Source organism: Bradyrhizobium sp. 215_C5_N1_1, assembly GCF_052075935.1.
Lineage (GTDB): Bacteria > Pseudomonadota > Alphaproteobacteria > Rhizobiales > Xanthobacteraceae > Bradyrhizobium > Bradyrhizobium barranii.
Map to the genome: position 1 here is coordinate 6380674 of NZ_CP197228.1, position 17311 is coordinate 6397984.

General features: G+C 64.7%; 14 protein-coding genes. 4 read left to right on the forward strand and 10 right to left on the reverse strand.

Annotated elements, in window-relative coordinates; translation table 11 throughout:
• Nucleotides 1-104 precede the first annotated feature (104 nt).
• Together ispH and hpnH are read left to right on the forward strand one after the other, a co-directional pair.
• On the forward strand, nt 105-1031 hold the full coding sequence (gene ispH, locus AB7G19_RS30720; RefSeq protein WP_063984631.1) for a 4-hydroxy-3-methylbut-2-enyl diphosphate reductase: 927 nt from the start codon (nt 105-107) through the stop codon (nt 1029-1031).
• A 35-nt stretch (nt 1032-1066) separates the two neighbouring features.
• On the forward strand, nt 1067-2227 hold the full coding sequence (gene hpnH / locus AB7G19_RS30725) for an adenosyl-hopene transferase HpnH (protein ID WP_063984632.1): 1161 nt from the start codon (nt 1067-1069) through the stop codon (nt 2225-2227).
• 408 nt (nt 2228-2635) lie between these two features.
• On the opposite strand, the gene AB7G19_RS30730 is transcribed toward hpnH, so the two are convergent.
• The 6 genes from AB7G19_RS30730 to AB7G19_RS30755 all read right to left on the reverse strand — a co-directional run bounded on the left by AB7G19_RS30730 (nt 2636) and on the right by AB7G19_RS30755 (nt 8795).
• Entirely contained in the window at nt 2636-3385 is a 750-nt protein-coding gene (locus tag AB7G19_RS30730; RefSeq protein WP_063984634.1) for a phosphorylase, read from the reverse strand.
• Nucleotides 3382-5349, reverse strand: a complete 1968-nt coding sequence (gene shc / locus AB7G19_RS30735; protein ID WP_085403886.1) for a squalene--hopene cyclase — start codon at nt 5347-5349, stop codon at nt 3382-3384. The genes AB7G19_RS30730 and shc overlap by 4 nt, the downstream gene beginning before the upstream one ends.
• A 50-nt stretch (nt 5350-5399) precedes the next feature.
• Nucleotides 5400-6656: a hydroxysqualene dehydroxylase HpnE gene (hpnE, locus tag AB7G19_RS30740; protein ID WP_441268720.1), complete on the reverse strand. Its 1257-nt coding sequence runs from the start codon at nt 6654-6656 to the stop codon at nt 5400-5402.
• On the reverse strand, nt 6656-7495 hold the full coding sequence (gene hpnD / locus AB7G19_RS30745) for a presqualene diphosphate synthase HpnD (protein WP_071915699.1): 840 nt from the start codon (nt 7493-7495) through the stop codon (nt 6656-6658). The genes hpnE and hpnD overlap by 1 nt, the downstream gene beginning before the upstream one ends.
• Nucleotides 7485-8369, reverse strand: coding sequence for a squalene synthase HpnC (hpnC, locus tag AB7G19_RS30750; RefSeq protein WP_014496822.1), 885 nt, complete (start codon nt 8367-8369; stop codon nt 7485-7487). The genes hpnD and hpnC overlap by 11 nt, the downstream gene beginning before the upstream one ends.
• Nucleotides 8370-8561: 192 nt before the next feature.
• Nucleotides 8562-8795 (reverse strand): hypothetical protein, encoded by a 234-nt coding sequence (locus tag AB7G19_RS30755; protein ID WP_028143219.1) that lies wholly within the window; start codon nt 8793-8795, stop codon nt 8562-8564.
• Between the two features lie 457 nt (nt 8796-9252).
• Between AB7G19_RS30755 and AB7G19_RS30760 the strand changes: the two genes are divergently transcribed.
• Both AB7G19_RS30760 and AB7G19_RS30765 read left to right on the forward strand, forming a co-directional pair.
• Nucleotides 9253-9750: a hypothetical protein gene (locus AB7G19_RS30760; RefSeq protein WP_028146949.1), complete on the forward strand. Its 498-nt coding sequence runs from the start codon at nt 9253-9255 to the stop codon at nt 9748-9750.
• A gap of 161 nt (nt 9751-9911) precedes the next feature.
• Entirely contained in the window at nt 9912-10658 is a 747-nt protein-coding gene (locus tag AB7G19_RS30765; RefSeq protein WP_441268721.1) for a hypothetical protein, read from the forward strand.
• Nucleotides 10659-10683: 25 nt separating this feature from the next.
• Here the strand turns inward: AB7G19_RS30765 and AB7G19_RS30770 are convergent, their stop codons facing one another.
• The 4 genes from AB7G19_RS30770 to AB7G19_RS30785 form a co-directional block, all read right to left on the reverse strand.
• Nucleotides 10684-13050: an efflux RND transporter permease subunit gene (locus AB7G19_RS30770; RefSeq protein ID WP_071915703.1), complete on the reverse strand. Its 2367-nt coding sequence runs from the start codon at nt 13048-13050 to the stop codon at nt 10684-10686.
• Between the two features lie 207 nt (nt 13051-13257).
• Nucleotides 13258-14040: an ethanolamine ammonia-lyase subunit EutC gene (gene eutC, locus AB7G19_RS30775; RefSeq protein WP_085403890.1), complete on the reverse strand. Its 783-nt coding sequence runs from the start codon at nt 14038-14040 to the stop codon at nt 13258-13260.
• 6 nt (nt 14041-14046) lie between these two features.
• Complete coding sequence (locus tag AB7G19_RS30780; protein ID WP_085403891.1) at nt 14047-15633, reverse strand: B12-binding domain-containing radical SAM protein; 1587 nt, start codon at nt 15631-15633, stop codon at nt 14047-14049.
• Between the two features lie 152 nt (nt 15634-15785).
• A complete protein-coding gene (locus tag AB7G19_RS30785) occupies nt 15786-17168 on the reverse strand; it encodes an ethanolamine ammonia-lyase subunit EutB (protein ID WP_085403892.1) in 1383 nt (460 codons plus the stop codon).
• Nucleotides 17169-17311 lie beyond the last annotated feature (143 nt).

A 17311-nucleotide genomic window follows, 5' to 3' on the forward strand; every position in this document is an offset into this window, starting at 1 on the left:
GTGCGCGAAACCAATGGTGCGGTTATTGCAACTCATTGGACAGTATCGAAGTGCCGCCGGGGACTTGAGAAGCGGATTGGTGCAAATTGCGTGATGGGCGTCCTATGGAAGTTTATCTAGCGCAGCCGCGCGGCTTTTGCGCGGGCGTGGTGCGTGCGATCGAGATCGTGGAACGGGCGCTGGAGAAGTACGGCCCGCCCGTCTACGTGCGCCACGAGATCGTGCACAACAAGTACGTGGTCGAGAGCCTGAAGAACAAGGGCGCGATCTTCGTCGAGGAACTGTCCGAGGTTCCGCCGAAAGCCGTGACCGTTTTCAGTGCCCATGGCGTCGCCCGCAGCGTCGAGGAAGAGGCTGCCGCGCGCGACCTTCCGGTGCTCAATGCCACCTGCCCCCTGGTCACGAAAGTTCACAATCAGGGGAAACGCTACATCTCCAGGGGCCGCACCCTGATCCTGATCGGCCATGCCGGCCACCCCGAGGTCGAGGGCACGATGGGCCAGGTTCCCGCCCCGGTGCTGCTTGTCCAAAGCGTTGAAGAGGTTAAGGCCTTGACGCTGCAGGCGGATACGCCAGTGGCCTACATCACCCAGACCACCCTGTCGGTCGACGACACCAAGGACATTATTGCGGCCCTCCAGGCCCGCTTTACAGATATTCAAGGCCCGGATATCCGGGATATCTGCTATGCGACACAGAACCGCCAATCTGCGGTAAGGGACTTGAGCAAGCTGGTCGACGTGATCTTGGTGGTGGGCGCTGCCAATAGCTCGAACTCGAACCGGCTCCGCGAAATCGGCACTGAGGCCGGCGTCGCGAGTTATTTGATTGCCGACGGCAGCGCGCTCAATCCGGAGTGGTTGAAAGATGCCAAGACCGTCGGCGTCACGGCCGGCGCTTCGGCGCCTGAGGTACTCGTGGATGACGTGATCGAAGCGATGCGGCGGATCGGACCAGTCAAGGTCTCGGTGCTGCCGGGCCGCGAGGAAAACATCGAATTCCGGCTTCCGGCCGAACTGGCTGCGAGCTGACCCACCCGAATTCCTAGCCCAGAAAGAAACTTGTAATGGCTATCCCCTTCTTCAAGGAAATGCGTATCGGCGGCTATTTGCTCAAGCAGAAACTGCTTGGCCGCAAGCGCTATCCGCTCGTGCTGATGCTGGAGCCGCTGTTCCGCTGCAACCTCGCCTGCGTCGGCTGCGGCAAGATCGATTATCCGGATGCGATCCTCAACCGCCGCATGACCGCCCAGGAGTGCTGGGACGCGGCCGACGAGTGCGGCGCGCCGATGGTCGCCATTCCCGGCGGCGAGCCGCTGATCCACAAGGAGATCGGCGAGATCGTGCGCGGCCTGGTCGAACGCAAGAAGTTCGTCTCGCTCTGCACCAACGCGCTGCTGCTCGAGAAGAAGCTCGACCTGTTCACGCCCTCCCCGTACCTGTTCTTCTCGGTGCATCTCGACGGCCTGAAGGACCATCACGACAAGGCTGTGTCGCAGAAGGGCGTGTTCGACCGCGCCGTCTCCGCGATCAAGGCGGCCAAGGCGCGCGGCTTCACCGTCAACGTCAACGCCACCATCTTCGACGGCCATCCGGCCGAGGAGATCGCGAAATTCCTCGACCTCACCGTCGAGCTCGGTGTCGGCGTCTCGATGTCGCCGGGCTATGCGTATGAGCGTGCGCCGGACCAGGAGCACTTCCTCAACCGCACCAAGACCAAGAAGCTGTTCCGCGACGTCTTCGCGATGGGCAAGGGCAAGAAGTGGAACTTCATGCATTCCGGCCTGTTCCTGGACTTCCTCGCCGGCAACCAGGAATACGAGTGCACGCCGTGGGGCATGCCCGCGCGCAACATCTTCGGCTGGCAGAAGCCCTGCTATCTGCTCGGTGAAGGCTATGCCAAGACCTTCAAGGAGCTGATGGACACCACCGATTGGGAAACCTACGGCACCGGCAAGTACGAGAAGTGCGCCGACTGTATGGCCCATTGCGGCTACGAGCCGACGGCTGCGACCGCTGCCATCAGCCACCCGCTGAAGGCGATGTGGGTGTCGCTGCGCGGCATCAGGACCACGGGCCCGATGGCGCCCGAGATCGACATGACCAAGCAGCGTCCGGCGCAGTACATCTTCTCGGCGGAAGTGCAGAAGCGCCTGTCGGAGATCCGCAAGGACGAGGCGGCCGCGGCGCAGGAGAAGGCGGCGCGGAAGGCGTCGACCGCCGCGTAAGCACGCAAGTCGGTACGAACAAAGAAGGCCCGGTCGCCACCGCGACCGGGCCTTTTCATCTTCGGCACGAACGCCCCGAGGCGACCGGAGGCAGATCCGCTGCCCCGTGAAGCCAAACGGCCCTGCGCGGCCACTCGTGCCATAAGGCAGATTGCCGACCTTCGTCAGGCTGATCGCGCTGAATCCAGCAAACCGACGATCGAGCCCAGCGTGTCCGGAACGAGCGTCGTGCGACGGCGATCTATCTGCGTCCAAGCGAGTCGGCGGCAATTGTCGAGGGCATGATGCGACGGACGCTGTGGGTCGTGGATCGAAACCGCATGGAAGCGACCGAGTGAGCAGGCACCAAAACGCAAAAGGCCCGGTCGCCAATGGCGACCGGGCCCTTTGCTTTATCGTATCAAGAGGTCAGGCCGCCTTGGAGACCAGGGCCTCGCTGTCGACGAGCTCGGTGCCGATCAAATAGTCGCGGCAGCCGCGCAAGCTACGCAGCGCGCGGTTGAAGTCGATGCCGGTCGAGACCAGCGCATGCAGCGTGGTCGGATTGCGCACGATGCCGCGCAGAACGGCGGCGAGATCGATCTGGCCGTTCGGCTTGATGGCGGCGCGGGCGAGCGCCGGCAGCGCGCGATGGGCGGGATCGCTGATGACGCGGACCGCGGCAAAGGGCAGCCCCGCCTCGGCGGCGTAGGCGGCCGCGATGTGGCTCTCCATGTCGACGGCGGAGGCGCCGGTTTCCGAATGCAGCGCCGCCTTGCAGGACCGCTTCGTAACCACCTCCTCGGCGCCGGCAAGGCTGCCGCGCACCACGCGGCGGCGGCCCGACGTCAGGCGGTCGATCAGGTCGTCGCCGAGCGACAGGCCCGCGGCCCAGCGGGTATCGCCGGAGAGCACCTCGGTCGCCAGCACGACGTCGCCGGAGCGCAGCGTCGGGTCGAGCCCGCCGGCCACGCCGAACGAGATCACGCCGCGAATCGTCTCGGGATCCACCACCGTCAGAAGCGCCCGCAACTGGGTCGGGCTGCTCGACGAGCAAATGACCGCCATTCCGGGCCCAGCCGCGATACGGGCCTCCTGAACCAGTCCAGTCACGATCAATATCGGCCGCGGGTCGATGGCATTACCCACGGTCAGATAGTCCCCCGTCCCCAAAGTCACATCCCGACCCCTACCACCCTGCTGTTGGTGTTCCGCAAGTTCCGATACCGCGCCAACGCCCACAGCGGGAAGAACTTCGGGTAACCGTGATAACGCAGATAGAATACACGAGGAAAGCCTGTGGCGGTGTACCGCTGCTCGTCCCACAGTCCTTTTTTGTTCTGTGTTGCAATCAGGTACTCCACCCCGCGGGCGACGGCCGGGTGATCAACCTCGCCAGCAGCCATCAGGGCAAGCAAGGCCCATGCCGTTTGCGAGGCGGTCGAGGGAGACGCCTCCCAGCCCTTGTAGTCGAGACGGTAGCTGACGGCGGCCTCGCCCCAGCCGCCGTCCTTGTTCTGGATCGAGGCCAGCCAGTCGGCGGCTTTCCGAATCATCGGGTCGTTATGGCGGACGCCGGCCATGTTGAGGGCACAGAGCACCGACCAGGTTCCGTAGATGAAGTTCATGCCCCAGCGGCCGTACCAGGACCCTTCCGGGTGCTGGGTCTTCCTGAGGTAGGCGACCCCGTCGGCGACATGCTTGCTGGTCTTCTCGGTCTCGCCGAGCTGGGCCAGCATGGAGATGCAGCGCGCGGTGACGTCCTCGGTCGGCGGATCGAGCAGCGCGCCATGGTCCGAGAACGGGATGTTGTTCAGATAGTATTCGAGGTTGTTGACGTCGAAGGCGGCCCAGCCGCCGTCGTCGCTCTGCATGCCCTCGATCCACTCCCGGCCGCGGTCGATTGCGGCGTCATAGCCGGTCGCACCGTGCTCGCGTCGCATGCGGTCCATCGACATCACCACCACCGCGGTGTCATCGAGATCGGGATAATAGGCATTGTTGTACTGGAAGGCCCAGCCGCCCGGGCGCACGTCGGGCCGCTTCACCGCCCAGTCGCCCTTCACCTCGAGCTCCTGCTTCGGGATCAGCCAGTCGAGGCCCTGCTTGGCCGCAGGCAGGGCTATGTCACCGCCGGCTTCGAGCAGCGCGTGGGCGGTCAGCGTCGTGTCCCACACCGGCGAGACGCAGGGCTGGCAATAGGCCTCGTCGCCGTTGAACACGAGCAGCTTGTCGATGCCGCGGCGCGTGACCGCTCGCGGCGGATAATTCTCGTCCTTGCCGAGCGCGTCATACATCATGACGATGTTGGCCATGGGCGGATAGATCGCGCCCATGCCGTCCTCGCCGTTGAGCCGCTCCTCGGTGAAGGCGAGCGCCGTATCGATCGCGCGCTGCCGCAGGCTCTTCGGAAACATCGGCTCGATCACGCGCAGAATGCCGTCGAGCGCGCGGAATAGCACGAACCAGGCCATGCTCTGGTGCGGCGCCTTCGCGGTCATGCCGATCGAGCGCGGATCCTGGAGAAACAGCTCGTCGATCCCGACGCCCTTCGGATTCTTCGCCAGCGGCTTCAGCGCGGCGAGAACCATCAGCGGCACCATGGTGGTGCGCGCCCAGTAGGAAATCTTGTTGAGGTGGAACGGCGACCAGAACGGCAACAGCACGATCTCGATCGGCAGCACCGGCACCGCGCGCCAGGTCACCACGCCGAACATCGCAAGCAGGAAGCGCGTGAAGACGTTGCTGTTGATCGCGCCGCCGCGGGCATGGATCGCCTCGCGCGCACGCACCATGTGCGGGGCGTCGACGGAATCACCGATCATCTTGAGCGCGAAGTAGGACTTCACGCTCGCGCTCATGTCGAACTCGCCGTCATGCACGAGCGGCCAGCCGCCATGGGCGCCCTGCACGCGGCGGAGATAATTGCCGAGCTTGGCCTCGAGCACGGCGTCCACGGGCTCTGCGAGATAATGGCGCAGCAGGATGTATTCGGCCGGAATGGTGCAGTCGGCCTCGAGCTCGAACACCCAATGGCCGTCGGATTGCTGGAAGCCGAGAACGCCTTGCGTCGCCGACGCAATGCTCGATTCCAGGACGCCCGATTCCAAGGCTTCGCGGCTGGTCGCGTTCACGGAATCCATGTCGCTCGATTGCTCCGATAGTCGATTGAAATTGACCGGGACTTTGCCCGTCAGGGCCGCTTTGCGGCCAAAACCAGATCGGCGGCGCGATCACCGGACCGCACCGATCCCTCGATGGTTGCAGGCAATCCCGTAGCAGTCCAGTCGCCGGCAAGAAACAGGTTTTTCAGCGCAGTGGCCGGCCCCGGACGCAGGGCATTCTGGGCCGGCGTGGCCGCAAATGTGGCACGGCGCTCGCGCACGATCTGCCAGGGGGGCAGCTCGCCGGAGACCCCGCCCGCCTTGCAGACGTCGTTCCAGATCGCCTGCGCGAGTTCCTCGCGCGGCATGTCGACCAGGCGGTCGCCATTGCTGATGGTCACGGAGAGCCGGTTCGGGAACGCGAACAGCCATTCCACGACGCCGCCGATCACGCCGAGGATCGGCGCCGAGCCCGGCGGCGGTTCAAAGCGGAAATGCGCGTTCACGATGGCGCGGAATTCGGTCGGCGTCTTCAGCCCGGGCAGCAGGCTCGCAGCGGCACGCGGCGGCACTGCCATCACGACGACATCGCCCTCACCGAGCTGGATCACATCCTCGCTGCCGAAATTCAGCGCGCTGGCCTTGCCGTCACCGGTCGTAAACGAACGCAGCTCATGGCCGAGCTGAACGGTGTGGCCGCGCTCCTGCAAGAACTTGACGGCAGGCTCGATCAGCACGGCGCTCAAGCCGTCGCGCGCAATCAGCGGCCGGCACGCCTGTCCGCCGGCAAGCAGCGTCTCGCGCACGATCGCGCCGGCAAGCCCGGCCGAGCCCTCGGGCGGATCGACGTTGAGCGCCGCAAGCAGCAGCGGCTGCACCAGCCGCTGATACAGGATGCCTTCGCAGGGAATGGACTTGCCGACCAGCGTCTCCTCCGACGCCCAGATCAGCGGCGCCAGCTTGAGATAATCGCTGAGCCCGGTGTCGGGAACGCGGCGGCTCTCGTCGAGCACCCAGGTCGGCAGCCGGCCATCGCCGAGATCGATCTGCCAGCGCTGCCCGGTCTTGATGTCGACGAACGGAAACTGCGCGCGCTCGGGGCCGACGAGGCCCGCCTCGGTGCCGATCGAGCGGGCATAGGCGCGCGCATGGCTGTTGCCCGACAGCAGCAGATGATTGCCGTTGTCGATGGTGAGATTGGTGGCGCCGTCGAAATAGGAACGGCAGCGGCCGCCGGCCTGGTGCGTCGCCTCGTGCACGGCGACCTTGAAGCCGGCATTGGCGAGCCGCACGGCGGCGGAGAGGCCGGAAATTCCAGCACCGATGATGTGAGCTGTCTTTTGCATCAGATGAAAGCGTAACGGAGCAGGATCAGGATGCGCGCGACCTTCGACACACGCACCGGCTCGCGCGGCGCGTTGAAGCCGCGTGCGATCAGGAGGTCCAGAATGGAATGGTAGTATTTCGACATGATCCGCGGCGCGCGCACGGCGCGGCGCTTGTTGCGGTTCATGATCTCGTCAGACTTCTCGAAATGCGCCTTCGCACGCTGCGTCAGCGGCTGGCAGACCTTCGGCAGCGCGCGCTCGGTGATCACGCGGTTCGGGTCGTTGGAGGTGATGCCGGCATGCAGCAGCGCCTCGCGCGGCAGATAGAGCCGGCCGAGGCCAGCGTCCTCGTCGATGTCGCGCAGGATGTTGGTGAGCTGGAGCGCGCGGCCGAGATGGTAGGCGAGCTGGATGCCGTCTTCCTCGGGCAGGCCGAACACCCGCACCGACAGCCGCCCCACGGCGCTGGCGACGCGATCGCAGTAGAGATCGAGCGTCGTCATGTCGGGCGCGCGGATGTCCTGCGGCACGTCCATCTCCATGCCGTCGACGATCGCAAGGAAATCCTCGCGCTTGAGGCCGAAGGTCTTCACCGAGGCGACGTAGTCCTTCAGCCGCGGCGGCGGATGGCCCTGATAGAGCGCGTCGATGTCGTTGCGCCACTCCTGAAGCGCGGCGAGCCGCTCGTCGCGCGGGCCGTCGGAATCGGCGATGTCGTCGACCTGGCGGCAGAAGCTGTAGATCTGGAACATCGCTTCGCGCTGGTCATGCGGCAGGATGCGCATCGCAGCGTAGAAGGAGCTGTTCGATGCGGTCGAGCCGTAATTGGCGCTGGGCGAGGTCGCCTCAAGCGTCATGTGCAGTCCCCGGTCTGGAAATGGCCTTGCGCCCGATCGCGCGGCGGCCGACTTCGCCGATCATGCCGGCGAGGCTGAAAGTGAGAAGCTCGAACTTGTTCAGATGCACGCGCTCGCGCAGGGGATCGCGCACCTTCAACAGGCGCACGATGCGATCGGCATAGGCCTGGATCACCGCGACGTCGACGCCGAGGCGGAAATCGCGGATCTCCGCGCTGAGCGACCGGCCCTCGTCGAGCAGGGCTGCGTTGCGCACGGCGAGCGCCTGAAGGCAGGCCAGCATCGCCGGCGGCGACTGCGTCAGCCCGAGCTGCTCGACCGAGGCGCCACTCGCGGCCAGCGCGTCGCGCGGCAGATAGACGCGATTGAGCTCGCGAAAATCCTTGCCGCAATCCTGGAGGTGGTTGTTGATCTGAAGACCTGCGCAGAGCGCGTCCGAGGCCGCCCATGTCGACGTGCTCTCGCCGTGGACGTCGAGCATGAAACGGCCGACCGGCATCGCCGAGTAGCGGCAATAGTGGATGACCTCGTCCCAGTTCTCGTAGCGCAGCTTGGTGACGTCCATGCGGAACGCGATGAGCACGTCGAGCGCGTGGCGCGGCGCCATGCCTCGCTCGGCCAGCGCCCGCCGCAGAATGACGGCTTCGGCCTGGGTGTCGCCCTCGCCGAGCAGTTCCGCCTCGAGCAGGTCGAGATAAGCGAGCTTCTGGTCGGGCGGCAGCGTCGCGTGATCGGCGATGTCGTCGGCGGTGCGGACGAAATTGTAGTACGCCAGGATCAGCGCGCGATGGCGCGGATGAATGATCCAGGACGCGACGGGAAAATTCTCGTCGCGGTCACCCTTGCCGGATCGCAATTCGCTCGCAGAGGTCATCGAGGGCTGGTTTACAATCGTTTGGACAGGAAGGGCTTTTTCGCTCGCGCGGGCTCATGCCGGCGATGCCGCCGCGGCCCCCATATAGGGGAATACGGCCGCAAAACCAATCCTGTCTCTCGATGGCTGCCCTTCCGGATCCGGCCCGAAAAGGCGGCCCCGGGGCCGCCCTTGGTAGGCCAGTGGCCGAGCTTACTGGTTGTGGGTCTTCAGGACCTGGTCGCAGGCCTGCGAGATCTTGGCCCGGTTCTCCTTGAGGCAGGCCAGGATGGTGAAATCGCCCTGGTCGATGACCGGACGGCAGAACTTCTGCACATCGCGCGTGCAGGCCTTCTGTTCCGCGTCCGTGCCGCGTCCTGCCTGGGCGAATGCCGCCGTCGAAAGGGATGCCGACAGCAGGGTGAGAGCGACGAGAAGCTTACGCATTGTATTCCTTCATTCTGACGGCAGAATCGCACCAATCCCGGACAGCACAGGGCGGACGACCGGAATGGATTGTTCTGATGGCAAGTCGCCGCGGAACGTGCGGCCTCGGAGAAGGCACAAGCACTGGCAAATGCGGCCAAATTGGCGCCACAGCCACCAAATTAGGTCTTCCCTCGCTCTTCATTGGCAGATGTAAGAGTTTGATACTACGTCATAATTCTGGCACACCGCGTTTTGATGCGTACCTGTTGCAGAGCTGCATCTCTCCGCCCTGCTTTTCCCGCCAGAAACACACCGAAACAGAGAGAATCGCGCAGCCTGACCTGGCGCGAGGGCGTCGTGAACCGCCATCCCCGGCTGTCAGACTTTGAACCAGACACAGCCTCGGAACACTAAACTTTCGATGTGGCGAGACGTTCATCCTAAGCGAACGTCGCTCGAAAACGGGATATTCAAAATGCAATTCTTTGGGCGATCTGGACAGGCAATCAAGGCGGCCGGCATCGGGGCTGCGCTGCTCTTCTCAGTCTCGGCAAGCCATGCTCAGTCGTCCGGACCGTTTGCAGGTTTCGACGGTGCGTGGAGCGGCACCGGCACGGTGTCGCTGTCCGATGGCAGCACCGAGCGCATCCGCTGCAAGGCCGACTACAAGGTCGCCGGCACCGGTCTCAGCCTCAAGCAGGCCCTTCACTGCGCGTCCGACAGCTACAAGTTCGACCTCACCAGCGACGTGACGAGCCAGGGCGAGCGAATCTCCGGCAACTGGAGCGAGACCAACCGCAACATCTTCGGCAATCTCCAGGGCACCGCCGGCGGCGGCCAGATCGAGGTGTTCGTCGAAGCCAACGGCTTCGCCGCCAACCTGTCGCTGCGCACCAACGGCACCAAGCAGACGGTGCAGATCAGCTCGAAGGGCGAGATCCGCGGCGTCAACATCACGATGACGAAGGGCTGACGCCCTTCCCAGCGGATAAGGAACACGCCCCCGGTTCTCGCGAGCCGGGGGCTTTTTGCTGACATTGTTGCGGACATGGACCCAATTCGCAGACATCTGCTCAAGGCCGCCGGGCTCTTCGTAACCAGCCGCGCCTTCGCCAATGACCAGCAGGTACGAGCATGCAGCCTTCGTCGGTAAAACCGCGTCACGTGCTCTGCTTCCTCGGCAAGGACGAGAGCCTGCTGCACCCGTCGAAGGCGGTGGCCAAGACAATCGCGGATTTCAACTTCGAGATCGACCGCACCTATTCGCAAGCCAAACCCGATCCGCACATGGAGCGGTCGTTCGGCGTGTGCTGGGACCGCGTCTTCCCGAAAGCCTGGTCTGCCGCGGACGAAGCGACCGTGGCCAGCCACAAAGCGGTGCTCTATTTGCTGAGCCCGCCGCTGGAGCAGCAGAAGGCAGTCGCCTTTTCGGCCGCGGCCTTGCGCATCGTCGAGGAGATGATCGAAGCCGGTGCCACCGCCGTGAAGGGCGAAAGCGCCGGCATTGCCCACGGCCTCGAGCGGTGGCGCAGTCTCGGCGATCAGGCCCGCAAGGGCGCAAAGACCAGTCAGGGCCTTGGCATGACCCTCGCCGTCGCCAAGGCGTGTCGTCTTGCTTTCGCCAAGCGTCCGCTCGGCGGCGATCGCTATTACGAGACCGTCGGCTATCACCTCGTCGGCTTGCCGGAGATCTATGTCGCGAAATCGCGCGGCAACGAATGGTCGGCGGTGATGCTCATGGAGGAGCTTGCCAACGCGATGGCCGAGAGTGGCATCGAAGCGACGCTACGCGATCGCAAGCTTACGCTCTCGCGGGAGCAGGACTACGCCGAGGACGATTTCAAGTTCAATCCGTACGGGATCGTCCGGGTCGAGGCGTGAGCAAAGGGCGGCGTATGCCGCCCGCTCAGATCGCCGGCTTGTCAGGGCCCTGAAGCTTGGCGTGCAGGTTGATCAGCCACATCGCCGTCGGCCGCAGGATGAAGAGGTCGGCGACGAGGGCCATCACCATCGAGAAGGCGCTGAGCCAGCCGAACAGCCGCAGCGACGGCAGGTCGGAGAACACGGTGACGACGAGACCGCAGGCCAGCACCAGCGTGGTCAGGATCAACGCCGGGCCGACCAGCACCGTCGCGCGCTCCACCGCGAGCGCCGAACCGACGCCCGGCTTGCTCTCCAGCCTGAGGCGATTGAGGAAGTGGATCGTCGCGCTCAAGCCCAGGCCGAACGAAACGGTCAGCGCCACGACACTGGCAAATTGCAGCCCCTCGCCCATCGCCCACAGCACCGTTCCCGACATCACCACCGGGAAGATGCCCGGCAGGATACAGGCGAACATCACGACCCAGGAGCGGAAGGCAAGGCCGATGAAGATCGCGACGAGCGCGAATTCGACAGTGAGCCCGCGGTTGAGCTTCTCGATCATGCCGGCCGAGTTGCGCGCGGCAATCGCGGCAAGACCCGTTACCGCGATCTCGTAGCCCGGATGCTTCTTGCGGACGGCGTCAAGTTCGGAATCGAGCTTGTCGACGATCGGTAGCAGCTGGCTGGAATCCTTGTCCGGCACGCGGCCTGCGACCACGACGGCGTCCTGCTCGGCGTCGATGAAGCGCCGGACCAGATGCTCGGGGATGACGTTGACATATTCCTTCAGCGTCGCGACGTCGGCGCTGCCGGCCTTGTCTGCGAGCCAGCGGCGCAGGGTCTCGAGCGACCAGACGTTGCCGACACCGGCCGCCTTCTCGACGGTCGCATGCACGTCCGCGATGGTCTGGAGCGTCTCCGGCGAGTAGAGCGTCTCACCCTTGGGGAACTGGACCAGCACGTTGACCGGATTGGCACCGGTGAGCTTGGCATCGAGCCGGTCGCTGGCGGCGACGGCCTGGCGCTTGTCCGGCACCTGATCCGCGAGCCGGTAGCGCGGTTCCAGATTGGCGTAGATGACGCCGAGGCCCGCGACGAACAACACTGCAATCAGGCTGAACAGGCCGGGACGGCCCACCATGCGGACCGCGATCCAGTAGCAGAAATTGCGCAGCGCCTGCACGCCGGCATCCGCGCTCTGGAACTTGGAAGCAAAGACTTTCTCATTGCGCACCAGCAGCACGCCGAACACCGGCACCAGCGACAGCACCGCGACCAGCGCGATGATGGTGGCGGCGAGGCCCGCCTCGCCGAACTTGCGGATCAGGTCGGAGTCGGAGAACTGGAGCGCGATGAAGGAAATGCCGGCGGTGCCGTGCGTCAGCACGCAGGCCGGGCCCACCACCAGCACGGCGTTCTTGAACGCGGTGAACTTGTCCTGGCCCGCGATCAGCCGGTCGCGCGCGGCGAACGTCAACTGCATCGAGTCCGAGAAGCTGATCACCATGATGAGCGGCGTCATCACGTTCAGGAACATGTTGAGATTGAAATTGGCCCAGCCGAGCGCACCGAGCGCCAGCAGGATCGCAATCATCGGCGGGAACGCCGCCGCGACCATGAACGAGATCTTGCGGAAGAAGATGATGGCGATAACGCAGCCGGCGAGGATGCCGAGGATGTTGTAGGTCAGCCCGTCACGCTCGACCGCGTTGCGGATCTCAAGCTGCATCACCGGCACGCCGGAGAGCTGCACGTTGAGGCCGGTATTGCCGAGGTCTTCCTTCATCAGCGCACGGATGTCGCCGACGGTCTTGGTCAGCTTGCTGGAGGCGACCACCTCCGGATCGAGCGAGAGCACGATCAGCGCCAGCGTGCCGTCGTCCGACAACAGCTTGCCGCGGATGATCTCGTTGTTCTTGACGGTCTCGACGAACTTGTCATAGGCCGCGCCCTCGGGCAGTTCGGGCGGGAACAGCGCCGCCGGCAGCCTGCCCGGCGCCGGCGCCTGCCGCGCCGAGAACAGCGAGACCAGGCCGCGCGTGCCTTCGACCAGCTGCATGTCGGTGACGAAGTCGCGCAGCTTCTCGAGGTTATTCCGCGCCAGGAGGGTCTTGCCTTCGACCACGACGAGGACGTCGAATTCCTCAGCCGGGAACTTCTTTGTCACCGCTTCATACTGGCGGAATTCCGGCGTGTTGGACCGGAACAGCTGGGACAGCGAATCGTCGATCTTGATCCGGTGAATGCCGAACACGGCACCGACGATCAGGGCGAGCAGAACGATGCAGGAGACGATCGGCGCCCGGACGGCGATCAGCCCGATGCGCTCGAGCCCGAAGGCGATCGAGGACGTCGGTCCCTGCTCGACCTTGTCGACATGAACCTCATTCTCGCGGTGCTTTTCGAGCATGCCTTGTCCAGTTCCTAATCGGCTCGGGTCTGTGAGCTTATTGCGTCCCGCGAACGGCTTGAAAATGCCATACAGATGGGAGGCTTGCCCTTTGAAAATGCGCGGAAAATCGCCGCGAGGGGTTTAGCAGGTCCAAACGCCCTCTCGCAAGCGCGCGCAAGCGCACAAATTGGATCAACATGCGGCGATTTCGACCCTTGATACCGGTCATTCCGGCCGGATCGTCCCGATTCGAGCGGGAGGATCGCCGCTCTCGTCTTTCAGCGCCACGCCGGTGGCCTCCCGCGCCAGCCCCTCGCGAACAAGCCAGGCGATTTTGAAGGCGGCCTCGTCATGGCTCAACCCGGCCTTGTGGACGTTCGAGACGCAATTGCGCTCGGCATCGGTGCGGCCCGGCTTCGGTGCGAAGGTCAGATAGGCGCCGAGGCTGTCGGGCGCGGACAGGCCCGGCCGCTCGCCGATCAGCGTCACCACCATGCGCGCACCGAGAATGGCGCCGATCTCGTCGCCGAGCGCGACGCGCGCGCCTGAGGCGACAACGAAATGTCCAATCGCGACGTCGTTCCCTTCCGCAAGCAGCGGCAGCAGGTGAGACACCAGCGCCACCGCATGGGCGTGGACCGCGGCCGACGACAGGCCGTCGCCGATCACGATGGCGAGCTGGCACGGCTCCGAGGCACTTCGCGCCAAAAGCTCCGCTGAACCGGCATCGAGCTGTCGTCCCAGATCCGGCCGCCGCAAATAATCCCTGCGGTCGACCGCCTGGCTCCGCGCCTCGGTGACGATAAGGCCAAGCGCGCGGAGATCTGCGACCAGACGCGGCGCGTCGAAGACTGCATGCACGGCATCGCGGGCGCGGGCATGGTCCAGCGTGAAATCCAGCAAGGCCCTTGTCGGCACGCTCGCGCCGCTGCGGCCGAGCGCGACGCGCGCAGGCGTCAGCGACCGCAGATCGAGGGTCGGGCGGCGCGGGACGGCCGGATCAGACATGTCGCGTCATTCGGCGGGAACGGAGGCCTCGCGCAGGCGGATCGAATAGTTCGAGGCGTTTTGCCTGCCGCTGGACGCCGCGCGCGCAAACGTAATCAGATGGTGCGCGATCAAGGTGCAGCCGATCAGCCCTTCGAGGTCGCCGCGCTTGATGCGCCCGAGCGCAAACTTCCAGAACACGCGCCTGTAGTCGCCGAGCACACCGACCTTCCAGAAGATGTTGCGCAGCATCACGAGACCGCGCCGGATGTTGGGCCAGGTCTTCATCTCGTCCGGCGTCGGCATCTTCAGGCGGTGCACATAGACGTTGTCGCATTGATACTGGAAGCGCGCGTAGACCTTCTCGGGCTCGTAGGCGACGCCCATGGCGTGCTTCCAGGATGCGACGACCTCATCATAGGGCAACAGGAAGTCGACGTTGGAATCGCGACCGTCATCCTCGATCAGGCGTCCCTCGCGCTCCAGACGGTCCCACAGCGGCGTCTTCGGCAGCGCCTGGAGCAGGTTGATCGTGAGCAGCGGAATCCGGGACTCCTCGACGAAGGCCAGCAGCGCCTCCGAGGTGTTCGGCTTGTCGGTGTCGAGCCCCATGATGATGCCGGACACGACCTCCATGCCGTAGGAGTTGATCGTTTGCACGCCCTCGAGGATCGGGACCATCATGTTGTGGTCCTTGTGCATCGCCTTCAGCGCGTCGGGATCGGGCGTCTCGATGCCGCAGAAGATGGTGATGAAATAGGCCTCGCGCATCTTTTCGAGGATCTCGGGCCGCTTGGCGATGTTGAGCGTCGCCTCGCAGGCGAGCCGCACCACATAGCCGGTCCGCTTCTGCCATTCGATCAGATGCGGCAGCAGGTCCATCGCCGCCTTGCGGTTGCCGATGAAATTGTCGTCGACGAAATAGACCGTGTCGGTCATCCCGCATTCGCGCAGGCGGTCGAGCTCGGCGATGATCTGCTCGGGCGACTTGAGGCGCGGATTGCGGCCGTAGAGGCCGGGGATGTCGCAGAACTCGCACTGATAGGGGCAGCCGCTGGAATATTGGATGCTGCCGAGGAAGTATTTCTTCACGTCGGCGAGTTCGTAGGCCGGGATCGGAAACTCCGTCATCGGCACGCGGTCCTTGGTGGTGAGCACCACCTGCTCCCCGGGACGCGACGTGTCGCGCGCCAAAATCTCGATCAGCCGATTGGTGGCGTCGCCGAGTTCGCCGACATGGAGATAGTCGAAGGACGGATAATAGTCCGGGCAGGCGCTGACGGAAGGACCGCCGAGCGCGACCGGGAGATCGAACTCATGGGCGCGGCGGCAGATGTCGTTCATCTGCTGGCGCTGGATGTGCATGCCACTGACGAAGACCGCCTCCGCCCACGCGAACTCTTCGTTGGTCGCGCGACGGAGATTCTCGTCGACGAATTTGACCTCCCACTCCTCGGGCAGATAGGCCGCGAGCAGCAAGAGCCCCTGCGGGGGCATGAAGGCGCAGACGCCGTCGGTCAATGGATAGGAATGCTCGAACGTCCCGAACGACGAGGTGTACCGGGGAAACACGCACAGAATTCGCCGGGCCGTACCGTTACTTTCAGCTCGCATCAAAGCTCCCCCGCCACGGTCGACATAGCTGCGGAAATTGCCAGCCAGACACATAGCGTAATGCTGTCGCCGGAATTTCTCAATATTGTGGCAGGACCATAATTCCGAGAGGGACCAATGGTTTCCTCAAGCCGCCGGGCGCTCCCGCCGCGTCACGCGATCAGCCGTGAGGCAAAATCGGGCAGCAGGCCTGCGTCGCCGGCAAGACGGAAATCGGCGCCCGCGATCCCCGACTGCACCAGCCAGTCGTCGAATTCCGGCGCGCGGCGCAGGCCGAAGACGTCGCGGACATAGAGCGCGTCGTGAAAAGACGTCGACTGGTAGTTCAGCATGACGTCGTCGGCCCCGGGGACACCCATAATGAAGGTGACACCGGCGGCCGCCAGCAGCGTCAGCAGATTGTCCATGTCGTCCTGGTCCGCCTCGGCGTGGTTGGTGTAGCAGATGTCGATCCCGAGCGGCAGGCCGAGCAGCTTGCCACAAAAATGATCCTCCAGCCCGGCACGGATGATTTCCTTGCCGTCGTAGAGATATTCCGGGCCGATGAAGCCGACCACGCTGTTGACCAGCAATGGCGCAAAGGCGCGGGCGACCGCATAGGCCCGCGCCTCGCAGGTCTGCTGGTCGACGCCGTGATGGGCGCCCGCCGACAGCGCCGAGCCCTGGCCGGTCTCGAAATACATCACGTTCTCGCCGACCGTGCCGCGCTTCTGCGAGAGGCCGGCCTGCTGCGCCTCCTTCAGGAGCGCGAGATCGACGCCAAAGCTGCGATTGGCGGCCTCGGTGCCGGCGACCGACTGGAAGACGAGGTCGACCGGCACGCCCTGCCCGATCAGCGACAGCGTCGTCGTGACATGGGTCAGCACGCAAGCTTGCGTCGGGATCTTCAGCCGCGCGATGATCTCGTCCAGCAGCCGCAGCAATTGCGCAATGACAGCGGGATCGTCGCTCGCCGGATTGATGCCGATGCAGGCATCGCCGGCCCCTAACAGGATGCCGTCGAGGATCGAGGCGGTGATGCCCCTGGCGTCGTCGAAGGGATGGTTGGGCTGAAGCCGCGTGCTCATCCGCCCCTTCAGGCCAATGGTGTTGCGAAAGGCGGTGGTGACCTCGCATTTCCGCGCCGCCAGGATCAGGTCCTGGTTGCGCATCAGCTTTGAGACCGCGGCCGCCATTTCCGGGGTGATGCCGCCTGCCAGCCTGCGCAAAACCTCGGATGTCGCCGCGTCCGACAGCAGCCAGTCGCGAAAGGCGCCGACCGTCAGCGAAGCCACCGGCGCGAATGCTCTGGCATCGTGGCTGTCGATGACGAGGCGGGTGACCTCGTCGGCTTCGTACGGGATGACAGCTTCCTGCAAGAACTGCCCGAGCGGGACGTCGGCGAGCGCCATCCGCGCCGCGATCATCTGCGCGGCACTTGCCGCGGCAATTCCGGCCAGCCGGTCGCCGGAGCGCGGCGGCGTCGCCTTGGCGAGCAGGTCGCGCAGGTCCGGGAACGTGTAGGTCGTGGCGTCGATGGTGTGGCGGTAGACCAAAGGCCCCTCCGGGGTTCATCGGCCAGTGGCCGACATCAGCGCGATCCCAAACTATACCCAGATCAAGACACTGAAATATCTTACCTTTCTTTCGACTAAGGACGAAGGGGCCGGGCCACGGCGTTAAGACGGCGTCCATCTTC